This is a genomic window from Holzapfeliella floricola DSM 23037 = JCM 16512 (assembly GCF_001436605.1).
GTDB lineage: Bacteria > Bacillota > Bacilli > Lactobacillales > Lactobacillaceae > Holzapfeliella > Holzapfeliella floricola.
In genome coordinates this window covers 124,985-150,588 of the sequence record NZ_AYZL01000020.1, presented here as the reverse complement: position 1 = coordinate 150,588, position 25,604 = coordinate 124,985, and the positions used below count along the sequence as shown (strand labels likewise).

Sequence of the window (25,604 nt, the reverse complement as noted above, 5' to 3'; positions counted from 1 at the left end):
TTGCTTATCAGAACCATTATTATAGTAACATTTTTTTATTATGATGTCTTTAATTTTGTCTGATTTTTACAGTTTAATTCTTATTTTGTGTCCTGTTGTGCCCTGTCATTGGGCTTATTTATCATAATCTTTTTAACATTTTCTAAGATTAATTGCATTTGTGAAATTTCATAACGATCCGGCTGGGTTTTCAGTTTCAATAAGTAGACGCCAGATTCTTTCATAAGATATTGATAATCTTGCCATTTCTGTGGAAATACCGTCACTGAAAATGGTTGATGTAATTCAACAAAATGTAAGAATGCCATCTCAGAACCGGCTTTAGTCTTGATGACTTTAATATCTGTTAATTGTCCAACAATAGTTGCTGTTTGGTTCATCTGTAAATTAGCTACATCTTGTGCTCCTCGTTTTTTAAAGTAAGCAATGACTTCTTCAAGTGGATTTTTACTGATTGTTGTTCCCAAGACTGATTCTTCTTGAATAAGTTTTTCTTGTTGCGTGTAATCTGGCACATCTGGCAATTTGGGAAGTAATACGTCCAGTAGTGACAAATTGTTCCCCGACAATTTTAAACTCTCTAACAAATCAGGTAACTTGGCTAATATCTTTTTACGATTGGGCTCAACCGCATCAAAAAAGCCGGAATAAGTTAAATTTGTAATTAAGTCAGATTTTAAGAATTGTTTAGGAATCCGTTTTAAAAAGTCGATAACTTCTCGATAAGGTTTTGATTGTCTTTCTTCAAGAATAGCTTTAATAAAATCGCGTCGCATCCCTTTAATCGCACGTAACCCAAAATAAATTTCATTATTTTCAAAACTAAATTCGCCTAAGCTGACATTAATATCAGGACCATTAATTTTAACGCCTGCTTGACGTGCAAGTCGTAAATACAGCGTAAGTTTCTCTTTATCATTGATATGACTATTTAACAAACTCGCATAGAAAGCTTCAGGATAGTGAGTTTTAAGATAAGCTAACCAATAAGCCACTTTACTGTAAGCCACAGCGTGAGAACGGTTAAATCCATAGTTAGCAAAAGCTTCTATATACGCATAAACTTTCTCGGCAACTTCACGTGAGTGTCCATGAGATAAACTTCCTTGCATAAAGGCATCTTTCAACTTGGCTAGCTGTGCTGTATTTTTCTTAGAAATAGCTCGTCGTAACATATCGGCTTGACCTAGCGTAAATCCAGCCAGTGCTTGTGCCGCTTGCATAACTTGTTCTTGGTAAACCAAAATACCATAGGTTGGCTCTAAAATTGATTTTAAGCTACTATCGGGGTAATCAATGGGTAATTCATGGTGCTTACGTTTGACAAAGGTATCAATATTATCCATTGGACCTGGTCGATACAAAGCATTTGTACTTACAATATCTTCAAAACTATCTGGTTTTAATTTTTTTAATACCCGACGGATACCTGCAGATTCAAATTGAAAAACCCCATCAGTGTCCCCTTTTTGAAAAGTTTCAAAAGTTTTTTGATCCGTTAATGGAATCTGGTCTAAGTCAATTTCAACATCTTCGGAATGAAGATTAGCGATAATTTGGCTAAGAATGGTCAAATTCTGCAATCCCAAAAAGTCCATTTTAAGTAGTCCTAGTGCTTCACAATAACCCATAGTTTGCTGGGTAATTGGAATATCAGCGGCACCTTTTTGTAAGCCCACCTTTTCCGACAACACATCTTTTGAAATAATGACACCTGCAGCATGAGTTGAAATATGGCGTGGCAACCCTTCTAGCTGAGTAACAGTCGTCTCAATCACCTGGTTTAAAGAACTCTCATTAAGTTTTTTAACTAACTCTGGGTTACTTTGTTTGGCCTCTTCAAAACTCTGATAAGACGTCTTTGAAAGCAACTGTGACCATTTATTTGCTTCTAGTTGACTGAACCCCAATACTTTCAAGGTATCCTTCATAGCCTGCTTAACCCCAAAAGTCCCAAATGTCATAATCTGTGCAACATGATCAAATCCGTATTTTTGGTAAACATAAGCAATAACTTCATCACGTTTAATATCCGGGATATCCAAATCAATATCCGGCATGTTTTGACGTTCGGGATTTAAAAATCGCTCAAACAATAAATTATAAGCAATCGGATCAACATCAGTGATTTTTAAACTGTAAGCAACAAGTGACCCCGCAGCAGATCCTCGTCCTGGACTGGTCAAGATATCGTGTGTTAATGCATAACGAATAACATCCCAAACAATTAAGAAATAATCACTAAATCCCATTTGTTCAATGACCTGTAGTTCATAAGCTAAACGTTTAGCGTAAACTGTGGGTAACTGATTCGTCTGAAATCGTTTTTTTAAGCCAAGTACGGTTAGATGTTTCAAATATTCTGCTGAGGTCTCATATTTTGACTGCTCAAATTTTGGAAGTTTGACACTTGAAAAATCAATAGTAACTCGGCACTCATTACTGATTTTTTGTGTATTTTCCAGTGCTTGCTGATACCCATAGTTTTGATATCTTTGAGCAACTGTTGCACTATCTTCTAAATAGCGCTCTCCAACTTGAGTTTCAGACTCAGACAATGTTTGTTTATCGATTAACTGCCCCTCACTAACTGCTTTAAGCACTTTTTGAGTAAACGCATCTTTTGGATTGAGGTACTGCACATCTTCTAAAGCAACAATATTAAGATGATAAGGCCTAGTTAGGTCTAGGACTTGCTGAGTGTCAGTCATTTCTTTTTCTGATGCGTGAATACCAAAATAAAGATCTGCTGCATCAGGAATGACTTGCTGCAATTGTTCAACATATTGATTAACTAGTGACGGGTTTTGCTGCATTAAATAATGTAACTCACTTTTTTGGGGAGGTATAATGACAATTAGCTCACTTAAATGATGAGAGACATCAGCTAAAGAGAAATCAGCTTCATTTAGTTGCTTTAAAGACGATAACTTCAATAAGTTTTGATACCCCTTATTAGTTTTAGCAATTAAAGTTACACTGAAGACCTCTTGAGCTTGAATATTACCACGAACTTCTAATTGCATCCCTAAGAGTGGCTCAATACCAGCTTCTTTTGCCGCTTGATAAAATTCAATCAGTCCATAAGTAACGTTAATATCTGTCAAAGCAAGACTTTGATAACCTTTTTCTTTAGCAGTGGTCACAAGATCTTTAATCTTAGTCGGACTTTGCAAAAGACTGTAACTACTGATTGTTTGTAAATTTGTAAACATTTAATCAAGCTCCTTTACTTTAAAAATAGTATAACAAATTTTAGACTTGTCTTATAAATGATTTATCTTTAAAATGATGTTGAATTACACGACTGAAAGAAGGGAAAAGTATGAAATATATCGTTGTGATGTTTTGGTCAATCGTTTTTTCAATGGTGACTGGTTACCTTGCAGGTTCATTGACTCAAACTTCTTTTGAACCAATGCAATCCTTAATTATGGGAATTGTAATGGCTGTTTTACTTAGTGTAACAATTACAATTGCAGAGCGCCAAAATAAAAAAGCTTAACTCATATGAGTTAAGCTTTTTTTAGTTTGTAATCAAAATGCTTAGGCAATTTGATTGGAGAGTTATCTTTAATATATTGTGCAATGAGTTCGGCCATATCTGTTGATACTTCATAACTAATAGCATCAGCTCCATAATGAGGATAGTTTCCCCCACCAACAGCTCGATACTGGCTCAAAGCTACTTTAAATTTGTCTGATGGCTTCACTTCTTGTTGTTGGTAGTTTAATTTAGCAACACGTTTGCCATAAGGCTGGGTTATATCAAAGGTATAATCTAACGGATAAAACATGTCATAGTTGTACAGTTGCGGTTTTGGTTTGCAAAAAGCAGGATTAATTTTAATCTCGTTTTGGTCATCCAAATCAAAAAAAGTGGCCGCATGCTCTAAGACATTTCGCAGCTGTTGTCCTGTCAATTCAATCACAGCTAATGTATTAGGAAAAGGATAATTACTTAAGATGTCTCTCATAGTCACAAATTGAGGCAACCCTTTAGCTTGATCATTCAAAATAGCAGTTGCTGATAAATCAGCTTTTGTTTCCGTTAATTGAATTTGATTAATCAAGTCAATGTAGTGGCTGCCTTCAATTCGAGCTTGTAGCGGGTTTGAAATAGTAAAGTCACCTGCTACTTGTCCTAATTTTTGATCTAGGAAATCTTCAGTCTCTTGATGTAACGGTTTTATTAAGTCAACAATTGCTTTTGATTCAGCAAAAGGTTGTGTGGGGACTAGTTCTACTTTTTTATCGTTGATTTTTACGCCAGTTTGCGTTTTTTCGAAGTCAACTTCTACTTTTCCATAAAATTGTGCACGATAACCCGGTTGTATAATGGCCACGCCATTAATAACTTCTGCAATTTGACGGTGTTGATGACCTGTTAATAAAACATCAATCCCAGGTATCTTTGTTAAAATTTGATAGCCTTCATTTTCACCCGTAAGAGCTTCTGTTGGTTTGCCTGTTTGTAAATCACGCTCAAATCCACCGTGATAACAAACCACAACGATATCGGCTTCTTGTTTGAGTAAAGGCACCCATTTTTTTGCCATGTCATATGCCGATTCAAACTGCAATCCAGCTATTTTTTGAGGCTGCTCCCAATTTGGAATATATGCTGTGGTTAACCCTAGTAGCCCAATTTTCACGCCTGCTTGCTCATAAATTTGATAAGGTTTACCAAATGCTGACTGCTTGGTTTCGCTATTTAAAATATTAGCATTTAAAACCTGACTATCTTGGTTAATGAATTGTTTAAGATAATCAAAACCATAGTTAAACTCATGATTACCCACAATTGTGGCATCAAATCCAATGGTATTAAAAACATCATTAAATCTTTGAATCGCTGACAGTGTATTCTTTTTATTGAGATAAGTTGCTAGAGCTGATCCCTGAATAAAATCACCGTTATTGATTTTAAGCAAATAATCATAATCATCTTTAGCTTCTTCTTGACTAAAAGCTGTCGCTAGTTTTGTTATACCAAAATCACCCGTAATCTTTCGATTTTGATAGGTTGTGGGTCTAATGAATCCGTGTGAATCACTAGTTAGTAGTAATTTTAATTTCAAAATATACCTCCAAATTGCACTTTACTGTTTTTGATTAGCCATTGTTTGTAATATTATTTTGGCAATATAAGAGCCATAGTATTTCGGACCATTACCCAATGGATTTAAGTGAGTTAAATCATCTATAAACCAATCAGGATGCGTATTAGAATAATCATGCCAGTCAATCACTGTAAAATCAGAAGAATGTGTTGAGGCAAATTCAGCTATTGTTTGATTAACATTTGTTTCCCATGGACGATTAGGAACATGGACATTAATCCAAAATAAATGACTATCTTTTCCAACTAATTCCATTACCTTTTCTAAATCATCAAATGAAAATGGGCCATTAGTTCCTAGGCCCATTACGATAATAGGACTAAGATTCCCCTCTTCTTTATATTTTTTTAGGATGTCATAGCCTTCAACCATTTGTCTTGAAATCGCAGCATCAATGGTCATGTTAGGTAAAATGGCCCGCAATCCATTTGAAGATCCAGCCATAACAGAATCCCCAATAGCAGTTGCAGAAAGGTAATTTAATTGTTGCAACTCTGAAGCAGTCAAGCCTAATTCTTGATAAGAGGAATCAATTGACACGGGTTTGTTTTCAGCCTGTTGTTTAGCTACTAAATAATCATTTTCTGCATCCCCATTATTCAATCGATTATTTTGGGCTAAGATTCTAGCGTTATGTTTTTTATTTTCTTTTACATTATCAGTCACTGCTTGTTCTAGCGGATTGGGATTAACTTGTTCTTTAGCAAAAGGTGAAACTCCCACACTAACGATGAATGCTAAAATAATAGCGCTAAAAATACTCCATTTTAATTGACCATACCACTTCATTTGAGAGAAGTTTGATAATCTTGATTTTAAATAACTCAAAGAAAAATTGTGGGCATGTTTTTCTATTAGCTGATGTGAAACTTCTGAAATTAATAAAATCAAAATCACTTCTACTACTGGAACTAAACGCGGGTGATGGGCAGTATTTTTGAAAGTTGTTTCAAAAAAGATCATAACCGGAAATTGGTATAAGTAAATCCCATAACTTCTGCTACCCAAGTAACTAAATATTGGGTTAGTCAGTAATCGATTAAAGGAAGATGCAGGATGGATAATAATAGCAACTAATACTGCTGATATCAATGAAAACACCAACATTCCCCACAAATAAGGCACACCATTTTGCGGATCCATTTCTGACCAAATACTCATCCAGCATAAAGCAACTAATGCAACAGCGCCAAATAGGTTTATTAGCCATTTCACAGATAAATATACATTTTTTGATAACTTTTCAGATGGCCAAATCATAGCTAATAAAGACCCTATCATCAAAGCAAATAAACGTGTATCTGTTCCATAATAGATACGGCTAGTATCTATACCCGGATGGTATAAAAAAGCCATTAACCCTGCAGACAAGGCCGCAATAACTACGGTAAAACTAGCAACATAACTGATTTTTTTGAATAGTTTAAACAAAATGACTAAAACAATTGGCCAAATTAAATAATATTGCCATTCAATAGACAATGTCCATAAATGAATAAATGGTGATTCATCTTGTGCAAATCGTTCAAAATAAGATTGGCCATTAAGAATCTGCCAAAAATTGTAAACACCAAGTAAATTAGTTAAAACAATTTGATATAAATTATGTAGTAGTTGACGTTGAAATAATAAAATATAAGTACTAGTTAGTGCCAAAACACTAATTAGTTGTGGATAAATTCGCTTTATTCTCTTAATATAAAATTCTTTAAAGCTAAATTGATTAAGCTTAACTCTTTTGATGATATGCCCTGTTATAAAATATCCTGACAGAACAAAAAAGATCAAAACACCTAAATAACCACCAATAAATTGGTTCGGGTTAATGTGATATAAAATAACACCAATAACAGCTAATGCTCTTAACCCATCAATCTCCGTAAAATAACGCCTACTTTGTTTTTGTTTCATAAAAATCCCCCGTATTAAATTTTCTCATAATTATATTTAACCATAAAAAAATAAAATCAGTTAGTAAATAACTGATTTTATCAAAAACTTTACGACAAAATAAATAAGACACTAAATTAGTGTCTTATTTTTCTTCGTTAGATGTTACAACTTGTTGTCCCTTGTAATATCCTTTAGGGGATACACGGTGACTTAAACGGTATTCGCCGTTTACTGCGTCATAATGCATGTTAGGAACACTCAATTTGATATGTCCACGACGTTGACGTTTCTTTTGTTTAGAAGTTCTACGTGCTGGTACAGCCATTCAAAACACTCCTTACTTAAAATTAATATTTAATTGATGGTTATTCATCACGCTAAAAAAGCTTTAAGCTTTAATAACTCACAGAATACATCATACTATCTATTCTAGATATTATCAAGTCATTTATGATTTGTAAATCTAAATTATTTAGTTTTTTTTGTTTCTTTTTTAGAATTTGCTTTTTTTGCTGATTTTAGTTCACTAGCTTGAGTCTTTACTTCACCTTTTAAGGACTTAACTTCTTTAGAATTAGTTTTTTGTGTATTCAAAGTTACAAGCATCCCTAAAACAGCCCCAATGATCAAAATAACAACAATTAGCAAGATAAGTGGGACACTAATAGAAGTAATCCCAAAATTAACATTTACTGAATGAACATTTGCTAAAGCAAATAAGACAACCACTAATAATAATACTAACCCAATGATAAATTGTTTTTGATTCTTCATTTTTTATCCCCCCATTTCATAATAATATAATCACCAATCATTGGAAATAGCAAGTAAAATTTAGATGCTAGATTCAATGAAAATGGTAATGTTAACTCTTTTTTTGAGTCTTCAAAATGGCTTACAACTTTTTGAGCTAATTCATCTGGCTCTAGCATAAAACTACCCACATTTTCAACGTAGTGACCGTTTTTATCGGCGATATTAAAGAAATTAGTTGACACAGGCCCAGGATTAACTGTCATAACTTTAACATCAAACGGTGCTAGTTCTAAACGTAAGACATTGGAAAATTGAATAACAGCGGCTTTTGTAGCCGAATAGACAGCTGATTTAGGTGTGGGGATTTTGCCAGCGACTGATCCTAGATTAATAATCTTACCCGAACCCACTTTCATCATGTCGCGCCCTATTAATCGAGTGAAGTACATCAAACCCATCACATTCAAATCAAACATCGATTGTGCTTTAGTCATTGACATATCAAAAAAAGAGTCAAAATCACCAAATCCAGCCGCATTAACAAGATAATCAAACCGGTCTATTTTTGATTTCATTTTTTTATAGACTTGCTCAATTATGTCTGGATTACTCATATCAGCAGAAATTAAAATAACATCAGAATCGGACACTTGTTTAATACGAGCTTGAACATGCTGTAATTTCTGAATATCTCGTGCAATTAAAACAACATCAGAATTCTTTCTAGCTGCTTCAATCGCAATTTCAGCGCCAATACCACTTGATGCACCTGTGATAACGGTTATTTTGTTTTCTAGATTTATTTCTTTCATCATGTCATTACCTCTTCATTGGCACATCAATAATATCAAAGTCTTTCACAACTTTTGTGTTTTTGAAGACTTTTTTTGCTTCTTTTTCTAGCTCATAGGAATAATTCCCATTATAACGAGCAGAAATATGAGTTAACAGTAATCTTTTAGCACTAGCTTGTTTCGCTATGTTAGCAGCTTGAATATTAGTTGAATGGTAATAATCATAAGCTAACTTACCCTCTGCTTTTCCAAAAGTACTCTCATGAACCATAACATCTGCATCTTGAGCAAGAACAACGCTTTGAGGTGTTTTACGTGTATCACCAAAGATAGAAACAACCCTGCCCGGATGGTCAGGTCCTAAGAAATCTTTTCCATCAAGAACTGTACCATCCTCAAGTGTTACTTCTTCCCCACGTTTTAGCTTACCATAAATTGGTCCTGATTTAATGTGGTAGGCTTTAAGCTTATCTACAAGTAATTCTCCGGCTCTTGGCTTTTCTTCCACTCGATAACCAAAACTAGGTACGCGATGTTCTAATTTTTCGCAAGTTACTTTAAAACCATGATCCTCAAAAACTAAACCTGATTCAGTAACTGGTACGTAATTAATTTTATAACCCAAGTGAGTGTCTGAAACTGCTAAAGCAGTTTTAACAAACTTTTCAACTTTTGGAGGTCCGTAAATGGTTAACGGGCCATCCCCACCTTGAAATGAACGTGAAGACAACAAGCCTGGTAATCCAAATAAGTGATCGCCATGCAAGTGAGTTAAGAATATTTTTGTGATTTTACGCGGTTTAATGGTTGTCGATAATATTTGATGCTGAGTTGCTTCGCCTACATCAAAAAGCCAAACTTCGTTAAGCTCATCTAATAATTTTAATGCAATACTTGTTACGTTCCTTGATTTAGCAGGTACACCTGCACCTGTTCCTAAAAATTCTAACTCCATTCACCGATCACTCACCTTTTAAATTAATACTTTCAAGAATAGTCTTTGCAATATATGTCGCATAATATTTTGCACCCTCTGGATTAGGGTGAATTTGATCTTCATAAAACCAATCATCGTGACCTTTTGAATAACCATACCAATCGATTACCTTAAAGTTTTGATGTTCAGTTGCAGCTTGTTGTACAACTTGATTTACACTGTTTTGCCACTGACGGCTTGGAACATGCGTATTAATCCAAAAAATTGTGTGACCTGCATCTATTTGGCTAATCAATTGATTCAAATTATCATTTGAAAAAGGACCATTTGTTCCTAATCCAATTAAGACAATATTATTCAAGGCTTTTTCTTGTTGATATTGCGCTACAATATCGAAACTTTGAATCATTTGTCTTGATATTGTTGCATCAACAATCATTTGTGGAAACAATGTTTTCAAAATGTTAGATGATCCTGCCATAACAGAATCTCCTATACCAGATATTGGTAAAAACTGCATCAATTGCAGTTGTGATTGTGTCAGACCGTAATTTTGATAATCCACATTTACGGGGCCATTTTTTTCATTTTGCTTAGCTTGATCAATCACAGCCTGGAAAGGTGAAGCTTTCTTAGTTTCTGCTTCAACAGCCTGTTTTTGTCTGCTTTGAGCTTGAGCAATCAATTCCTTATTTTCAGATTGATTCTTTTCACCGTTTGAAGCAATTGTTTTGGCTAGTTGACTGTCTTTTGCATCCGCAGCTTTCACAAATGGTGATGTTATAACTGCACCTATGAACAATCCAAGTATAACAGCGGACACTCCCCATTTAACTTGTGATTTAACACATAAAGATTTAAACGACTTCAATTGCCTAATTAAGCCACTAATTGTTAGCTTATGGGCTTGTTTTTCAATCAATTGATAAGATGCCTCTGAAACCACTAGAATTAACATCACTTCAATTACAGGATACAAAACAGGATGGTCTGCAATATTTTTAAATCGAGTTTCAAAGAAAATCATAATCGGAAATTGATATAAGTAAATGCCATAACTTCTAGTTCCTAAATAACTAAAAATCGGATTTGTTAATAATCGATTAAACATAGCTGCAGGATGAACAATCACAGCCACAAGCAGCGTTGTGAAAAGTGAAAATATAGCCATACCGCCTAAATACGTAAACCCTTGCTGAGGGTTCATGATAGGCAACAAGCTCATAATAAAAATAATCAGCAAACTCACACCGCCGACAGAATTCAGCACAGTAGAAGTGAGCTTTTGAACATTGTGAGTGAGCTTTTCTCTAGGCCAAATCATTCCTAGAAGTGAGCCCATCATTAAGGCGAATAGTCTAGTATCCGTTCCATAATAGATTCGACTAGTGTCAATGCCTGGACGATATAATCCCGCCATCAGTCCAATCGAAACAATTGTTAGAACAATCGCTACAATAATTGGATAGCGCTTTTTCTTTGAAAAATAATAACAAGCAGCCAGTACTAACGGCCAAATGATATAATATTGCCATTCAATAGATAAAGTCCACAAATGAATAAATGGTGACTCATTTTGTGCAAAACGTTCAAAATAAGACTGGCCATTAAAAATCTGCCAAAAATTGTAAACTCCGACTAAATTTGTAACAACTATTTGATAAAGCTGTGCTAATAAATGACGTTGAAAAAGCAAAATATATGTACTTGTTAGTGCTAAAACACTAATGAGCTGCGGATATATTCGTTTCACTCTTTTAATGTAAAAGTCACGAAAACCAAATGTATTACTTTCCATGTTTTTAATCAAATGACTTGTAATAAAGTACCCTGATAAAACAAAGAATACTAATACCCCCAAATATCCCCCAATAAATTGGTTAGGATTGATATGATATAAAATAACACCAATAACAGCCAGCGCTCTTAATCCATCAACCCCAGTTAGATATTTTTTCTTTTCTTGTTCTTTTTTCATTTGATGATAATACCCCTTTTTGTTCTATTCAACAAATTCAAATGAGAAGTCACCAATAAAGACATCGTCACCATTCTTGGCACCGGCTTCACGCAATGCATCGTCAATACCAAAGGAGCGTAATTGTCTTGCAAAACGCATAATACCATCGTTATGCGTTAAGTTAGACATTTGAAGTAATCGCTCAACTTTTTCACCTTTAACAACATACATACTTTCGTTTTCTTTTTCGACGTAGAATTCTTGTTTGTCATCTTCGGCTTTATAGTCATAGTTATGATGTTTAACATCGCTTGCTTCAGCTTCGACTGATTTGATTTCTTTAGGTAGTGTTTCTAAAACATCTGCTGTTTTTTGAAGAACTTCCTTAACACCTTTATGGGTTACTGATGAAATCTCAAAAATTTCAGGTACGTTCTCTCCTAATTCAGACTTGAATTCTGCTAAGCGTTCTGCAGCACCTGGAACGTCCATTTTAGTCGCAACTAAGATTTCAGGTGTTTGCATTAGTTTATCATCATATGTTTTTAATTCTTTACGGATTGTTTTGTAGTCTTCATAAGGATCGCGACCATTGTTAGGATCCATATCAATTAAATGTAAAATAACTTTTGTACGTTCGACGTGTCTTAGAAATTGAATTCCCAAACCAACACCTAAAGAAGCACCTTCAATAAGTCCTGGTAAATCTGCCATGGCAAAGTCTTGTCCACTGTCTAACTGTACCATCCCCAAATTAGGAACTAGTGTTGTAAAGTGGTAGGCTGCGATTTTTGGTCTTGCAGATGTTGCAACTGAAAGTAGTGTTGATTTTCCAACAGACGGGAATCCGACTAATCCAACATCAGCAATTACTTTAAGCTCTAATTTTAACTTACGAAATTGACCTGGTTCACCATTTTCAGCAACTTCTGGCGCTGAATTTTTAGCTGATTTAAAGTGAATGTTTCCACGGCCTCCACGGCCTCCTTTTGCTACAACTAATTCTTCACCATCATGTGTTAAATCACCAATTACTTCATTGGTTTCATCATCGTATACGATTGTTCCAGCTGGGACTGCAATTATTGAATCCTCAGCTTGGCGACCATACATTGACTTATTCATACCATTTTCACCACTTTTGGCTTTAAACTTACGACGGAATTTAAAATCCATTAATGTTCTCAGTCCTGGATCAACTTTAAAAATGATACTACCACCGCGGCCACCATCGCCTCCGGCTGGTCCCCCCATAGGGACATATTTTTCTCGGCGGAAACTTATCGCTCCGTCTCCACCTTTTCCTGCTTGCACTTCCACTCGGGTATGATCAACAAACATTGTATTCCTCCTTACGAGTATTTCTGACTTTAACTATCATACCATGATTGCATTTGCTTATGATATTGATTTTAAAAATAAAATGTACAAAATCCCTAATTGCTTAAGTTTTTTGAGCTGATAATGACAAGCTAAGTGTTTGCGCTTGCTTTTTATTGAGACCAGCTTCTTGTAGATTTGAAATCGAGGCCTGTTTTATTTTAGCTAAAGATCCAAAATGACGCATTAGCTTCTGTCTAGTTTTTGGCCCAATTCCAGGTATTGTTTCAAGTTGAGAAGATAACGAATTTTTACTTCGCTTTTGTCGATGAAAGTTGATTGCAAACCGGTGCACTTCATCTTGAATTCTTTGAAGTAAGTAAAACCCCTGCGAATTACGTTTTAATCTAACCACTTGCAATGGCTCACCAAAAATCAAGTCTGAAGTACGGTGTTTGTCATTTTTAACCATTCCTGCAACAGGTATCGTTAAACCAAGCTCATTTTTCAAAACATCTTTTGCAGCATTAACCTCGATATCACCACCATCCATTAAAATCAAGTCTGGTAATGACTGTTTTTCCTTTAGTAGTCGCTCATAACGCCTCCGAATAACTTCTCGCGTATTAGCTGCTTCATCAGCACCGTTTTGATGTTCAAATCGACCTGATAATTTATATTTTCGATAGTTGTGCGTGTTCTTTTTGCCATCTTTATACTGTACCATTGCTGAAACAGGGTCTGTTCCCTGAATATGTGAATGATCAAATGATTCGATAATTGACCCATACGGTAATTTTAAAACTTCAAAGATTTCACGTTGAGCTCCAATTGTTTTTCTCTCATCCATTTCAATCAACTTAAACTTCTCTTCTAAAACAAGACGACTATTTTTCTTAGCTAAATCTAGCAAATCCTTTTTGGTACCGCGCTTTGGTGAGACCACTTTTGCGCCAATTAAGTCACTCAGAAATTTTATATCCAATTCTGACGGCACAACAATCTCTTGCGGTAATAACTGATTGTCCTGCTTATAAAACTGAAGAATAAAAGTTGTCATTTCTTCACTAACATCATCAGTCAATGTGAACAATTTCTTTTCACGTTTTAAAAGACGAGATTGACGAATAAAGAAAATTTGAACAGATACCCATCCTTTATCAACGTAGAAATTGATAATATCTCGAGTTGTTTTGTCAGTTGTTATAATTTTTTGTTTTTCAACGGTGGCTTCAATATATTGAATTTGATCACGTAATTCACTAGCTCGCTCAAAATTTAACTCTGCGGCTGCTTCCTTCATTTTTTGAGTCAATTCTTTCTTAACATCAGCAACATCGCCATTCAAAAATCGTTTAATCTTTTTAATTTGTTCTCGATAAACACTTTTAGGAACACTTTTAAAACAAGCTCCTAAACATTGACCCATATGATAGTACAAACATGGTCGTTTTAAATTGCCCTGACAACGTCTCAAAGGATAGACTTTTTGAATAAAGTGCATCGTTTCATCTGCTGCATAAACATTCGGATAGGGGCCAAAATAAAAGCTGTGATCATCTTTGATTTCACTTGTGATTCTAATTATCGGATCACGTTCATTCGTGATTTGAATGTAGGGATATCCTGTACCCTGTTTTAATTTAATATTGTAATGAGGTTGATGCTTTTGAATCAGTGTCACTTCAAGTAAAAACGCCTCTTTATCACTAGATGTCACGATTGTTTCAAAATCGACGATATCTGCGACAAGACGCGCTGTTTTACCTTCATGTTGACTTTTAAAGTAAGAACGTACACGGTTCTTTAAATTCTTAGCTTTTCCAACATATATAATATGATTATCTTCATTTTTCATCAAGTAACATCCCGGCAAATCGGGAAGAAGCGCTAATTTGTGGTCTAAGTATTTAGAAATAATAGTTAACACCCTTTTCTTTATCAGGATTATTTCATTTTACTATATGATAACACAAATCAGTCAGTACCTGATTCTATAAATCTGTATCTAAAACTTGTGACAAGAATAACTGAGTCCGTTCATTTTTAGGATTGTCAAAAATTTGCTGTGGCGTTCCAACTTCTGCAAATCGACCACCGTCCATAAACCACACGTTGTTAGCTACGTGACGAGCAAACCCCATTTCATGAGTCACAATCACCATAGTCATGCCTTTTTTAGCTAAGTCTTGCATAACTTTGAGTACTTCTCCAACCATCTCAGGATCTAAAGCACTAGTTGGTTCATCGAATAACATGACATCAGGTTTCATAGCCAGTGCACGTGCAATAGCCACACGTTGTTTTTGACCACCCGATAAAGAAGTTGGATAGCTTTGTTCAAATTGATCCATGCCAACTTGTTTTAATAAAGCTAATGCTTTTTGGTTAGCTTTTGTTTCATTCATTCCCTTTACTTTTTTAAGTGCTAAAGTGATGTTTTGTTGAACGGTCATATTACTGAATAAATTAAAATCTTGAAAAACCATCCCCATTTTTTCACGCAATTGATTTAAGTTTTTATCCGATAGTTTGGTAATGTCTTGTCCTTCAAACTCGATTGCTCCTTCCGTAACTGATTCAAGTGAATTTAAAGTTCTCAAGAAAGTACTTTTACCCCCACCAGATGGGCCAATAATTGCAATGACATCTCCCTGGTTAACTTCTGTACTAATATTTTCAAGAACTTTTTTATCCCCGTATGATTTGCCAAGACCTTTGACTTTAATTAAATTATTCATGCTTCATCTTCCCTTCAAAATGGTTTAATAGTTTAGTCAAGCTGTAAGTAATCACAAAGTAAATAATCATTGCAATGACAATTGGAATAACACCTTGATAAGTAACAGATTGAACAGCTTTCAGTTGATAAATTAAATCAGCTACCCCAATAATTGAAACAATGGATGTTTCTTTAATTAATGAAATAAACTCATTACCTAGTGAAGGCCAAATGTTTTTAATAGCTTGAGGAAAAGTAACACTCGTAAATGTATCTTTTGCTGATAATCCTAAACTTCTTGCAGCTTCTGTTTGACCTTTTGGAACTGAGTTAATTCCGCCACGAATAATTTCAGAAACATAAGCTGCACTATTAATAGATACTGCAATAATACCTGATATTAAAGCGGGAATATTCACAAAAGCACCTACACCAAAGTAAACGAACATAATTTGAATCATTAAAGGTGTTCCACGAATAAATTCAACAAAGGCTGCAGTTACCATATTTAATAATTTGAAACGTGAAATTCTAAATAATGCAAATACAACACCTAGAAGAACACCGAAGAAAATCGAAATAATTGTAATTAATAAAGTGGTTCCTAACCCTGAAAAAAAGTATGGCCAGTAACTTAACACTAATTGCCAAGGACCTTGTTGCTGAGCTGATGGTGATTCTAGATAATTACCAGCAGCTGCAAGATATTTAGAAATCAAGTTATTGTCTGTAATATTTTTAATTGCACTGTTAGCTGTTGCAACCAAATCTTCAGAATTCTTAGAAAACGCAATTGCAGTTCCACTCATATCTTCTTCATTCACATCAGCACTTAAGCTTGTGATATCTGAATTATGACTAACATAAGCTTCTGCTACAGCTGATTCCGTTAGAAAAGCTGATACTTTATTTGACTTCAAGGATAACAGTAAATCATTCACATTTGTCAGAGCAGATGATTTAGCCTGAGGAAAACTTGATTTTAAAATATCTTGTTGCATACTGCCAATTTGGACCCCAACTACTTTATCTTTAATGTCTTCGGCTGATTTCAGTTCACTGGCCTCATCTTTACGGATAACAAACATTTGTTTTGATTTATAATAGGGGTCTGAGAAATCAACACTTTTCTTTCTTTCCTCTGTTGCTGACATTCCTGAAATAACCATATCAATTTTTTTGGTTTCAAGTGCGACAAGTAATGAATCAAAATCCATAGCTTTCACTACTAATTTTACACCCAATTTATTCGCAATATCTTGTCCAATTTGAACATCCATTCCCACTACTTTTTGTGTGCCATCTACGGTTGCCAAAAATTCATAGGGGGGATAATCAGGGGCGGTCCCCATAACTAGTTCCCCTTTTGCTTTAACTTCATCAACTGTAGCTGCTTTTATGTGAGGCTGATTAACTAGCATCATAACAACTGCAATTAGCAGTGCTAAAACTCCTGACATCTCAGCTACTATTTTTTTACTTCTCATAATTTGTTCCTCCTACATGTTTTTCTCTATAATTAGGTTATACGCTAAAATGTATACTTATACAATTTATATACAATTATACAAAGTTATGCATTTTGACATTTAGAGGGTTTTTAGTATAATACGGGAAAAAGGAGTTGTTAATCATGGGATTAAGTTTCAAGAATCAAAATCAATTAAATGATTTATTCGATAAATTTGCAACAGTACCTGATGAAAAAAGAAAAAAATCAGAGAAAAATGTAACAAAAGAAGAAGACAAAAAAAAATAACGCATTAAGCGTTATTTTTTTTTGCTTTCAATCCATTGCCATAAAGCATCAACATTATACTTCTTTTCAGAACTAAATAAAAGCAAGTCGTCTGATGAGTCCAATTCTAAAGTATCTTTGAAGTTTTTAATCACTTTATTCCATTGACTCTTTTTAACTTTGTCAATTTTTGTTGCAACAATTAAAAGCGGCTGATCAAGATATTTTGCATACTGATACATTGCAATATCATCTTGTGTTGGGTTATGACGTGAATCCATTAATAAAATCATACCTTTTAACTCTTCACGACTCTCAAGATACGTTTCAATCATTTGGCCAAACTTTTCACGCATTTTTTTAGAGACCTTAGCATATCCATATCCCGGAACATCTACTAAATATAAATTGTCATTTACATTAAAAAAGTTAAGTGTCTGTGTTTTACCAGGAGACCCTGACGTTCTAGCTAATTTTTTGCGATTCAAAATTGCATTGATTAAACTAGACTTTCCAACATTTGAACGTCCAGATAAAGCAAATTCCGGGTATTTTGATGTTGGGTATTGATCAGGATAAGCTACTGTCTTTTCGAGATCAACTTTATGAATTTTCATGATTTTTCCTTACAATTTCTACAGGTTTATTATCAGTAATCACTTCTTTTGTCACAATCACTTTTTCAACATCTTTTTCACTCGGTAAATCAAACATGATGTCACGCATGCTATCTTCAATAATTGAGCGCAAACCACGAGCACCTGTATCACGCTTAATTGCTAACTTAGCGATTTCTTGAAGTGCTTCGTTGGTTACTTCGAGTTCAACATTATCTAGTTGAATTAATTTTTTGTATTGTTTAACCAAAGCATTTTTAGGTTGCGTTAAAATGTTAACCAAATCAGATTCTTCTAATTTATTTAACACAGCCATAATAGGTAACCGTCCAATCAACTCAGGAATAATACCAAATTGCATTAAGTCTTCTGGGATAATTTGTTGTGTAATATTTTTAGCTTCTAATTTTTTCTTTTCGTCAGAAGCACTAAAACCAATAGTTTGTTTACCTAAACGGCTTTCAACAATAGACTCTATCCCATCAAAAGCACCACCAACAATGAACAAAATGTTTGTTGTATCTATTTGAATCATTTCTTGTTGTGGGTGCTTACGACCACCTTTTGGCGGAACATTGGCAATTGTTCCTTCTAATATCTTCAATAGTGATTGTTGAACACCTTCACCTGAAACGTCTCTAGTAATTGAGACATTTTCACTTTTCTTCGCAATTTTATCAATTTCATCGACATAGATAATACCGTGCTGCGCACTCTCAATATCAAAATCGGCATTTTGGAGAAGTGAAAGTAAAATATTTTCAACATCGTCCCCTACATATCCAGCCTCTGTTAAACTTGTTGCATCTGCAATTGCAAAAGGAACATTTAAAATTTTGGCTAAAGTTTGCGCTAAAAATGTTTTACCTGAACCTGTCGGTCCGATTAATGCAACATTACTTTTTTGAAGTTCAGTATCATCATCACTAACAACCTCCATCTGTGTAATGCGTTTATAGTGATTATATACAGCTACAGACAGAACTTTTTTAGCTTCTCCTTGACCGATTACATAATCATCTAGAATAGCACAGATTTCTTTTGGTGTAGGTAATTCTTCCAATTGATTCATTGCGTTATTTCTGAATTCTTCATCAATAACTTGTTTACTTAATTCTATACATTCATCACAAATATAAACGCCATTTCCAGCAACCATCTTTTTAACTTGACTCTGATCTTTGCCGCAAAAGGAACATTTGATTTGATCTGAACCTTCTATATTATCAACATACATAAACGTCTAATCCTTATTCTTAATCTAGTATTTATTTACTTACAACTTATAAGATATCATTTTTTAAACGACACATAAAGAAAAAAGTTTTCAAAATAAAAAGCGGGAATTTTCCCGCTTTTTAAAGTTTATACTAAAATAACATTATTTTTTCTTGCTTTTTAGTTTTGAAGGCACAACTTCTGTTGCTGTGTCTGAAAGTAAAGCAATTGCTTTTTTGATTGAAATATCATGAACTAACATATCTTCAGTCAATGTTTGACGAACAACATTTTCTTCCATGTTGTATTGTGTAGCTAAGTTCTTGATTTCTTCATCAATTTCTTCTTTAGAAGGTTTGATTTCTTCAGCTTTTACAATCGCTTCAAGAACAAGAGTTGATTTCACACGATCTTCTGCATCTTTTGCAAATTGTGCTTTCATATCTTCTTGAGTTGTACCCGTAATTTGGAAGTACATTTCTGGAGAAATACCTTGTCTTTGCATGTTACCTAAGTATTGGTTCATTTGATTGTTAACTTCGTTATCAATCATATCTTGAGGTACTTCAGTAATTTCAGCATTATCTACAGCTTCTTGAATTGCATAGCTTTGAATGTTATCTTCAGCTGCTTCTTCTTTAGACTGTTGAATTTCTTGTTGGATTTTTTCTTTTAGTTCATCTAAAGTTTCAACTGAATCGTCAATATCTTTAGCAAATTCATCATCTAATTTTGGTAATTCTTTTGTTTTGATTTCATGAATCTTTGTATCGAAGTGTGCTTCTTTACCTGCTAATTCTTCAGCTTGGTAATCTTCAGGGAAAGTCACAACAACATCAATATCTTCACCTGCTGAATGACCAATTAATTGGTCTTCAAATCCAGGAATGAATGATTCTGAACCTAATTCAAGAGAATGATTTTGTGCTGTTCCACCATCAAATGCAACACCATCAATCATACCTTTGAAATCGATAATAACTGTATCACCTTTAGCTGCTTTACCTGATTCTTTTAGAACAAGTTCAGCATTTTGGTCACGTCTTTTATCAAGTTCAGCATTAACTTCTTTCACAAGAGCTTTACGATCTTGTTTTGGAACATTTAGGTTTTTGTATTCGCCTAGCTTAACTTCTGGTTTAACAGTTACAGTTGCTTTCATTTCCCAGTCAGCATCGCGTTCCATTGATTCTGGCAACACTTCAGGTTGAGAAACAGGTTCTACACCTGTTTCTTGTAAAGCATTGTTGTAAGCTTCAGGAAGCACAATATTTAATGCTTCTTCATACAATGCTTCTTCCCCGTACATACGGTTAAACATTGTACGAGGTAATTTTCCCTTTCTAAATCCAGGAGCATCAATGTTTTTCTTAACACGATCAAATGCTTTATCTAGACCATTTTTTACTTCTTCTTTTGAAATTTGGAATGTCAATTCTCCGGTAATATTACCTGTTTTTTCCCATTTTGCAGACATTAAAATCTACCTCCGATGTCAATTTTGGGTTTATTTTCATAATCCTTAATACCCATTAATCTTACATGATATCGCGCTAAAACTCAACGTATTAGCGGGATTTTTTCAAAAAAAAAGAGCTTAGGATTAACCTAAAGCTCTTTTTTGTTATCAAAGAATAAAGATTATTCGATGATTTCGTTAACCATACCAGCACCAACAGTACGTCCACCTTCACGAACAGTGAATTTTGTACCTTTTTCGATAGCTACTGGAGCAATCAAGTCAACTTCAAATGTTACGTTATCACCAGGCATAACCATTTCAACGTTATCAGGTAATTCAATAACACCAGTTACGTCAGTTGTATGGAAGTAGAATTGAGGACGGTAGTTTGAGAAGAATGGAGTATGACGTCCACCTTCTTCTTTACTCAAGATATAAACTTCACCCTTGAATTTAGTGTGAGTTTTAATTGAGCCTGGCTTAGCCAATACTTGTCCACGTTCGATTTGTTCACGGTTAACACCACGTAGAAGTGCACCAACGTTATCTCCAGCTTCACCAGAATCTAGAGTTTTACGGAACATTTCGATTCCTGTAACAGTTGTTTTCATGATTTCAGGTTTTAGTCCAATGATTTCAACTTCATCACCAACATTAACCACACCACGATCGATACGACCTGAAGCAACTGTACCACGACCTGTGATTGTAAATACATCTTCAACAGGCATCAAGAATGGTTGGTCTTTATGACGGTCTGGAGTTGGGATGTATTCATCTACTGCATCCATTAAGTCATAAATAACTTGTTGTTGTTCTTCATCGCCTTCGATAGCTTTCAATGCTGAACCACGTAATACGGGAACATCATCACCAGGGTAATCGTATTCTGAAAGTAATTCACGTACTTCCATTTCAACTAAGTCAATCAATTCTGCATCGTCAACTAAGTCAGTTTTGTTTAAGAATACGATGATGTAATCAACACCAACTTGGTGAGCAAGTAAGATATGTTCACGAGTTTGTGGCATTGGACCATCTGTAGCAGCAACTACTAAGATAGCACCATCCATTTGAGCAGCACCAGTAACCATGTTCTTAACGTAGTCCGCATGTCCTGGAGCATCGATATGAGCATAGTGACGTTGTTCTGTTTCGTATTCAACGTGGGCTGTATTAATTGTAATACCACGTTCTCTTTCTTCAGGAGCTGCATCGATTGATGCGTAGTCTGAAGCGTCAGCTAAGCCTTTCTTAGCTAGTGCAGTTGTGATAGCTGCTGTTAAAGTTGTTTTCCCATGGTCAACGTGTCCGATAGTACCAATGTTAACATGGGGTTTAGTTCTTTCGTAATGTGCTTTTTCTGCCATTATAAAATACCCTCCTGTGAATTAGAAGAATTCCGTCTTAGGCAAACCCTAAGCAGATAATTCTCTGTTGATTATTGTACTACTTTCAAGACAAAAATAATAGTCATGCCTCGAAAATATCCGTATTTGATTATACGTAGAGACATCAAAAAAGTAAACACTTTTTTGAGAAGTTGTCTCATAATTCTTCGCTTTGATTAAGTTTTTTAATCAAAGCAAAATAAGGATTATCATTTTTGTCAAAATCCTCATCTCCTAATATACCAAAGTATTGTAAAAAAGAAAAGACAAACTCCGATATATTTTCAATAAATATATCAAAACATGGATAAAGCTGCGAGAGGAGTAATGTATACTGTGAAATAGCGAGCTGTCTAACACTTAGGTCAGTTACTTTTTCTTGAATAATTGCTGCTGACCGAACCATAAACTCACTATTGAAATACAGTGATGTTTGGCTAAAATTAACTTCCGTCATTTTATTTAATACGAAAACAGGAAAAGTTTCTACCCGTCCCATCTTTATTAAATCTTCAATTAAGGACACCCTTAATTCTGGTTGTAATCCAGGCGCCAAAAATGCTGTTCTAGCTACCTGAACAAAATCTTCAACTGGCAGTTGCTTTAACTGCTCATAGTTTTGACGACTTTTCAAAAGCCCTGCAGCCATAGTATTCATAAAATTCGACTTAATAATTTGACTATTTTTTGATATGCTCAACTTTTCAAAAACTTGCTGATAATCATCGTATAATTTTTTATATTCAGATTTTAGAAGTTGTGCTTTTTTTAGATAAAATGGAATCTGATAAAATGAAATAATTAGATGGTTATGGTACAACACTTTTAAGTAAATTTCAAAACTTTGGCTATTGTGATAAACATCCAAATACTTCAATTCATTTAGCGCTTGGTTATACCATTGCAAATTTAAATAGTTATCAATTAATTCCAACGTGATTTCAAAGTCAGGCTCAAAGTTTTGTGCTTCTTCTAAAAAAGCAACTGCTCTTTCGTAGTTCTTTTGAGCAGTTGCTTTTTTTGCTGACTTCAATAATTCAGTCTGCGAAGTATTCATTCTAACTAATCTCCTACTTCTTTTTTGGTTGTGGTTTATTGATATTAGCGTTTCGTCGATGGCGGTTTTGGTTAACTTCCATGATGACGGGCAAAACAACTGGACGGCGTTTTGTTTTTTGGAATAGATACTTCTCCAGCGAATGTCTAACATCTTGCTTTAGTTCAGACCAATCAAATTTTTTAGTCTGTAGGTTCGTATCAATTGCCTCTTTAGTTAGCTCAACACTTTCATAGATTAAATCTTTATTTTCTTTAATGTACACAAAGCCTCTTGTCATAACTTTAGGTTGTGAAATAATTTTTTTCTTTTTGCGATCGATAGTTACTACTGCTATAAACATTCCGTCATCTGCTAAAATCTTTCTATCGCGCAAAACAATGTTTCCAATGTCACCAATACCGGCCCCATCTATCATCATATCTTCTGAAGCAACCGGCTCTGTCAATTGAAGTTGACCCTTTTGATACTGATAAACATCACCTTTTTTAGCAATAATGATGTTAGATGATGCAATACCTGTCTCTTCAGCTGCTTCTTTGTGCGCAGCAAGTAATCGGTATTCTCCTTGGACAGGAAATAAATATTTAGGGGTTAATAAATTAATCATCATTTGCAACTCGTAGCGAGAGGCATGCCCTGAAGCGTGAATTTCTCGATTAATTTCCTTGACTGTACCTCCTGCACGATAAATTAAATCAGAGGTCTTAGCAACTGTTGTTTCCATTGCATGTGAGGGGGTTGTTGTGATAAAGATTAAATCACCATTTGTGACATTAACAAGTTTATGCTCTTGCATTGCCATTCTCTGAAGTGATTTTAAAGGTTCACCCATTCGACCAGTTTCTAAAACTAGAATTTCTTCTTTATCATATTTATTGATTTCAGTAGCTGGAATAATTAAGTTTTCATCTGGAACATGAAGTAAGTCTAAATCCATAGCAGTTTTAACAATTTTTGTAACATCTTGTCCAGTCAGCACAACTTTTCTGTGTGATAAATGTGCTGCGTTCAAAATTTGTTGAATACGTGCAATATTTGAAGCAACTGCTGAAACAATAATACGGCCTGGATGGTCTTTGAGTGTTTCAATGATATAGTCGCCAATTTCTTTCTCATTAGCTCCTTCATGTGGCATTTCAGCATTTGAAGAATCGCTTAATAACGCTAAGACACCATCTTTGCCAATTTCCATTATACGGCTATAGTTGGTTTTGTACCCTTTAGCAGCACTCTGATCAAATTTGAAATCTCCAGTGTAAACAATTTGACCAGCATCAGTTTTGATTGCAACACCTAGTGTTTGTGGAATGTTGTGTGTTGTATCAAAAAACGAAACCGTAGCATTCTTGAAATCAATTGCTGTGTCTTGATCAATTTCGTGAAAATCACTAAAATCAGCATTTTTATTAGCATTTCTAACAGCAATTTTAGCTAATTCAATCGTTAATTTTGATCCAAATACTGGAATATCATATTTAGTAATAAAATATGGCAATGCACCTATTGCATCTGCATGTCCGTGTGTCAAAAATACACCCGTAATTTTATCTGCATTATCTTCAATGAAAGACAAATCAGGAATAACATAGTCAATCCCTAACAATTGTGTATCTGGATATTTTAACCCAGCGTCTAAAATATAAATCTCGTCATCAACTTGAACAGCATACATATTTTTACCATTTTCACGTACACCGCCAAGTATCATTACTTTGATATCTTGTGCCATTTATTATCTCTTTTCTAAATTTTTAATTTATCAATTTTATCCCTAATGGGTTACTTGACTTTAACTACTGTAATTTTATCATATATTTGTATAAATTAAAGAATATAAAAAAGAGACCTTAATAAAAGGTCTCTTTTTTATATTAATTAACGACGTAATCCTAAAGCTTTAATTAGGTCACGGTATCTTGAAACATCTTTGTTTCTTAAGTAACTTAATAAGTTACGACGGTGACCGATTTTTTTCAATAGACCAACGTGTGAGTGGTGATCTTTTTTATTTTCTTTTAAGTGAGCATTAAGAAGTGTAATTTCTTCTGTTAATACTGAAATTTGAACTTCTGGAGAACCTGTATCTCCTTCGTGACGAGCAAATTGTTTAATTAATTCATTTTTTCTTGTTTTTGAAATAGCCATTTGTATTTCCACCTTTCTTAAAATCGCCGTAAACTTTGCCTAACGTCGGTGATTCGATTAAACAAAGCAAACGGTTCGAATTAAATGATACATTAAATCATAAAAAAAAGCAATATTACTATCTTGCAAAATTTCAACAATTTCATTATAATTGAAGTCGCTGAGTTTTCTTTTGAAAACTCTTGTTATAAATTGGAGGTGACAAATATGCCACAAATCAAATCTGCTATCAAACGTGTGAAAACTATGGAAGCTGCTAACGATCGTAACGCTACTCAAATGAGCCGTTTACGTACAGCTATCAAAAAATTCAAAGTAGCTAAAGCTAACAACGCTGACAATACTGTTGAATTATTTAACCAAGCTTTACGCGCAATTGACATGGCTTCATCAAAAGGTTTAGTTCACAAGAACAAAGCTAACCGTGATAAGTCTCGTCTTGCAAAACTAAATGCTGCTAACTAAGAT

General features: G+C 34.5%; 22 protein-coding genes. 3 read left to right on the top strand and 19 right to left on the bottom strand.

Annotated elements, in window-relative coordinates:
- Positions 1-80: 80 nt before the first annotated feature.
- Complete coding sequence (locus FC86_RS04930; protein WP_056974962.1) at positions 81-3,215, bottom strand: DNA polymerase III subunit alpha; 3,135 nt, start codon at positions 3,213-3,215, stop codon at positions 81-83.
- 110 nt (positions 3,216-3,325) lie between these two features.
- Here FC86_RS04930 and FC86_RS04925 point away from each other — a divergent pair, with 110 nt between their 5' ends.
- Positions 3,326-3,505, top strand: a complete 180-nt coding sequence (locus FC86_RS04925) for a YjzD family protein (RefSeq protein WP_056974961.1) — start codon at positions 3,326-3,328, stop codon at positions 3,503-3,505.
- A 10-nt stretch (positions 3,506-3,515) separates the two neighbouring features.
- Here the strand turns inward: FC86_RS04925 and FC86_RS04920 are convergent, their stop codons facing one another.
- From FC86_RS04920 to FC86_RS04870, 11 genes are all read right to left on the bottom strand, one after another.
- Complete coding sequence (locus FC86_RS04920) at positions 3,516-5,081, bottom strand: bifunctional metallophosphatase/5'-nucleotidase (RefSeq protein WP_056974960.1); 1,566 nt, start codon at positions 5,079-5,081, stop codon at positions 3,516-3,518.
- Between the two features lie 21 nt (positions 5,082-5,102).
- On the bottom strand, positions 5,103-7,034 hold the full coding sequence (locus tag FC86_RS04915; RefSeq protein WP_056974959.1) for an acyltransferase family protein: 1,932 nt from the start codon (positions 7,032-7,034) through the stop codon (positions 5,103-5,105).
- 124 nt (positions 7,035-7,158) lie between these two features.
- A complete protein-coding gene (gene rpmF, locus FC86_RS04910; protein ID WP_056974958.1) occupies positions 7,159-7,341 on the bottom strand; it encodes a 50S ribosomal protein L32 in 183 nt (60 codons plus the stop codon).
- Positions 7,342-7,484: 143 nt separating this feature from the next.
- Positions 7,485-7,790, bottom strand: a complete 306-nt coding sequence (locus tag FC86_RS04905) for a lipopolysaccharide assembly protein LapA domain-containing protein (protein ID WP_056974957.1) — start codon at positions 7,788-7,790, stop codon at positions 7,485-7,487.
- A complete protein-coding gene (locus FC86_RS04900) occupies positions 7,787-8,584 on the bottom strand; it encodes an SDR family NAD(P)-dependent oxidoreductase (protein WP_056975243.1) in 798 nt (265 codons plus the stop codon). Before FC86_RS04900 ends, FC86_RS04905 begins: the two co-directional genes overlap by 4 nt.
- A 7-nt stretch (positions 8,585-8,591) precedes the next feature.
- Positions 8,592-9,521 carry a ribonuclease Z gene (rnz, locus tag FC86_RS04895; RefSeq protein WP_056974956.1) on the bottom strand — a complete coding sequence of 310 codons (930 nt, stop codon included), beginning with the start codon at positions 9,519-9,521 and terminating at the stop codon, positions 8,592-8,594.
- 7 nt (positions 9,522-9,528) lie between these two features.
- Complete coding sequence (locus tag FC86_RS04890) at positions 9,529-11,481, bottom strand: acyltransferase family protein (RefSeq protein WP_056974955.1); 1,953 nt, start codon at positions 11,479-11,481, stop codon at positions 9,529-9,531.
- Positions 11,482-11,505: 24 nt separating this feature from the next.
- Entirely contained in the window at positions 11,506-12,804 is a 1,299-nt protein-coding gene (gene obgE, locus FC86_RS04885) for a GTPase ObgE (protein WP_056974954.1), read from the bottom strand.
- Positions 12,805-12,907: 103 nt separating this feature from the next.
- Positions 12,908-14,704, bottom strand: coding sequence for an excinuclease ABC subunit UvrC (gene uvrC / locus FC86_RS04880; protein WP_056975242.1), 1,797 nt, complete (start codon positions 14,702-14,704; stop codon positions 12,908-12,910).
- A gap of 73 nt (positions 14,705-14,777) precedes the next feature.
- On the bottom strand, positions 14,778-15,524 hold the full coding sequence (locus FC86_RS04875) for an amino acid ABC transporter ATP-binding protein (RefSeq protein WP_056974953.1): 747 nt from the start codon (positions 15,522-15,524) through the stop codon (positions 14,778-14,780).
- The gene (locus FC86_RS04870; protein WP_056974952.1) at positions 15,517-16,992 is read right to left on the bottom strand and encodes an ABC transporter substrate-binding protein/permease; all 1,476 of its coding nucleotides are present in this window, start codon (positions 16,990-16,992) and stop codon (positions 15,517-15,519) included. The genes FC86_RS04875 and FC86_RS04870 overlap by 8 nt, the downstream gene beginning before the upstream one ends.
- Before the next feature lie 146 nt (positions 16,993-17,138).
- Between FC86_RS04870 and FC86_RS06700 the strand changes: the two genes are divergently transcribed.
- The gene (locus FC86_RS06700; protein WP_269082363.1) at positions 17,139-17,264 is read left to right on the top strand and encodes an SPJ_0845 family protein; all 126 of its coding nucleotides are present in this window, start codon (positions 17,139-17,141) and stop codon (positions 17,262-17,264) included.
- Between the two features lie 11 nt (positions 17,265-17,275).
- Here FC86_RS06700 and yihA read toward each other — a convergent pair whose 3' ends face one another.
- The 7 genes from yihA to rpsO all read right to left on the bottom strand — a co-directional run bounded on the left by yihA (position 17,276) and on the right by rpsO (position 25,136).
- The gene (gene yihA, locus FC86_RS04865; protein WP_056974951.1) at positions 17,276-17,860 is read right to left on the bottom strand and encodes a ribosome biogenesis GTP-binding protein YihA/YsxC; all 585 of its coding nucleotides are present in this window, start codon (positions 17,858-17,860) and stop codon (positions 17,276-17,278) included.
- Positions 17,847-19,097, bottom strand: a complete 1,251-nt coding sequence (clpX, locus tag FC86_RS04860; RefSeq protein ID WP_056974950.1) for an ATP-dependent Clp protease ATP-binding subunit ClpX — start codon at positions 19,095-19,097, stop codon at positions 17,847-17,849. Before clpX ends, yihA begins: the two co-directional genes overlap by 14 nt.
- A gap of 144 nt (positions 19,098-19,241) precedes the next feature.
- Positions 19,242-20,555, bottom strand: a complete 1,314-nt coding sequence (tig, locus tag FC86_RS04855; protein ID WP_056974949.1) for a trigger factor — start codon at positions 20,553-20,555, stop codon at positions 19,242-19,244.
- Positions 20,556-20,719: 164 nt separating this feature from the next.
- Positions 20,720-21,910, bottom strand: a complete 1,191-nt coding sequence (tuf, locus tag FC86_RS04850) for an elongation factor Tu (protein WP_056974948.1) — start codon at positions 21,908-21,910, stop codon at positions 20,720-20,722.
- 178 nt (positions 21,911-22,088) lie between these two features.
- The gene (locus tag FC86_RS04845) at positions 22,089-22,988 is read right to left on the bottom strand and encodes a hypothetical protein (RefSeq protein ID WP_056974947.1); all 900 of its coding nucleotides are present in this window, start codon (positions 22,986-22,988) and stop codon (positions 22,089-22,091) included.
- Between the two features lie 13 nt (positions 22,989-23,001).
- A complete protein-coding gene (locus FC86_RS04840) occupies positions 23,002-24,720 on the bottom strand; it encodes a ribonuclease J (protein WP_056974946.1) in 1,719 nt (572 codons plus the stop codon).
- Positions 24,721-24,866: 146 nt separating this feature from the next.
- A complete protein-coding gene (gene rpsO, locus FC86_RS04835; RefSeq protein ID WP_056974945.1) occupies positions 24,867-25,136 on the bottom strand; it encodes a 30S ribosomal protein S15 in 270 nt (89 codons plus the stop codon).
- A 207-nt stretch (positions 25,137-25,343) separates the two neighbouring features.
- Here rpsO and rpsT point away from each other — a divergent pair, with 207 nt between their 5' ends.
- A complete protein-coding gene (gene rpsT, locus FC86_RS04830; RefSeq protein ID WP_056974944.1) occupies positions 25,344-25,601 on the top strand; it encodes a 30S ribosomal protein S20 in 258 nt (85 codons plus the stop codon).
- Positions 25,602-25,604: the final 3 nt, after the last annotated feature.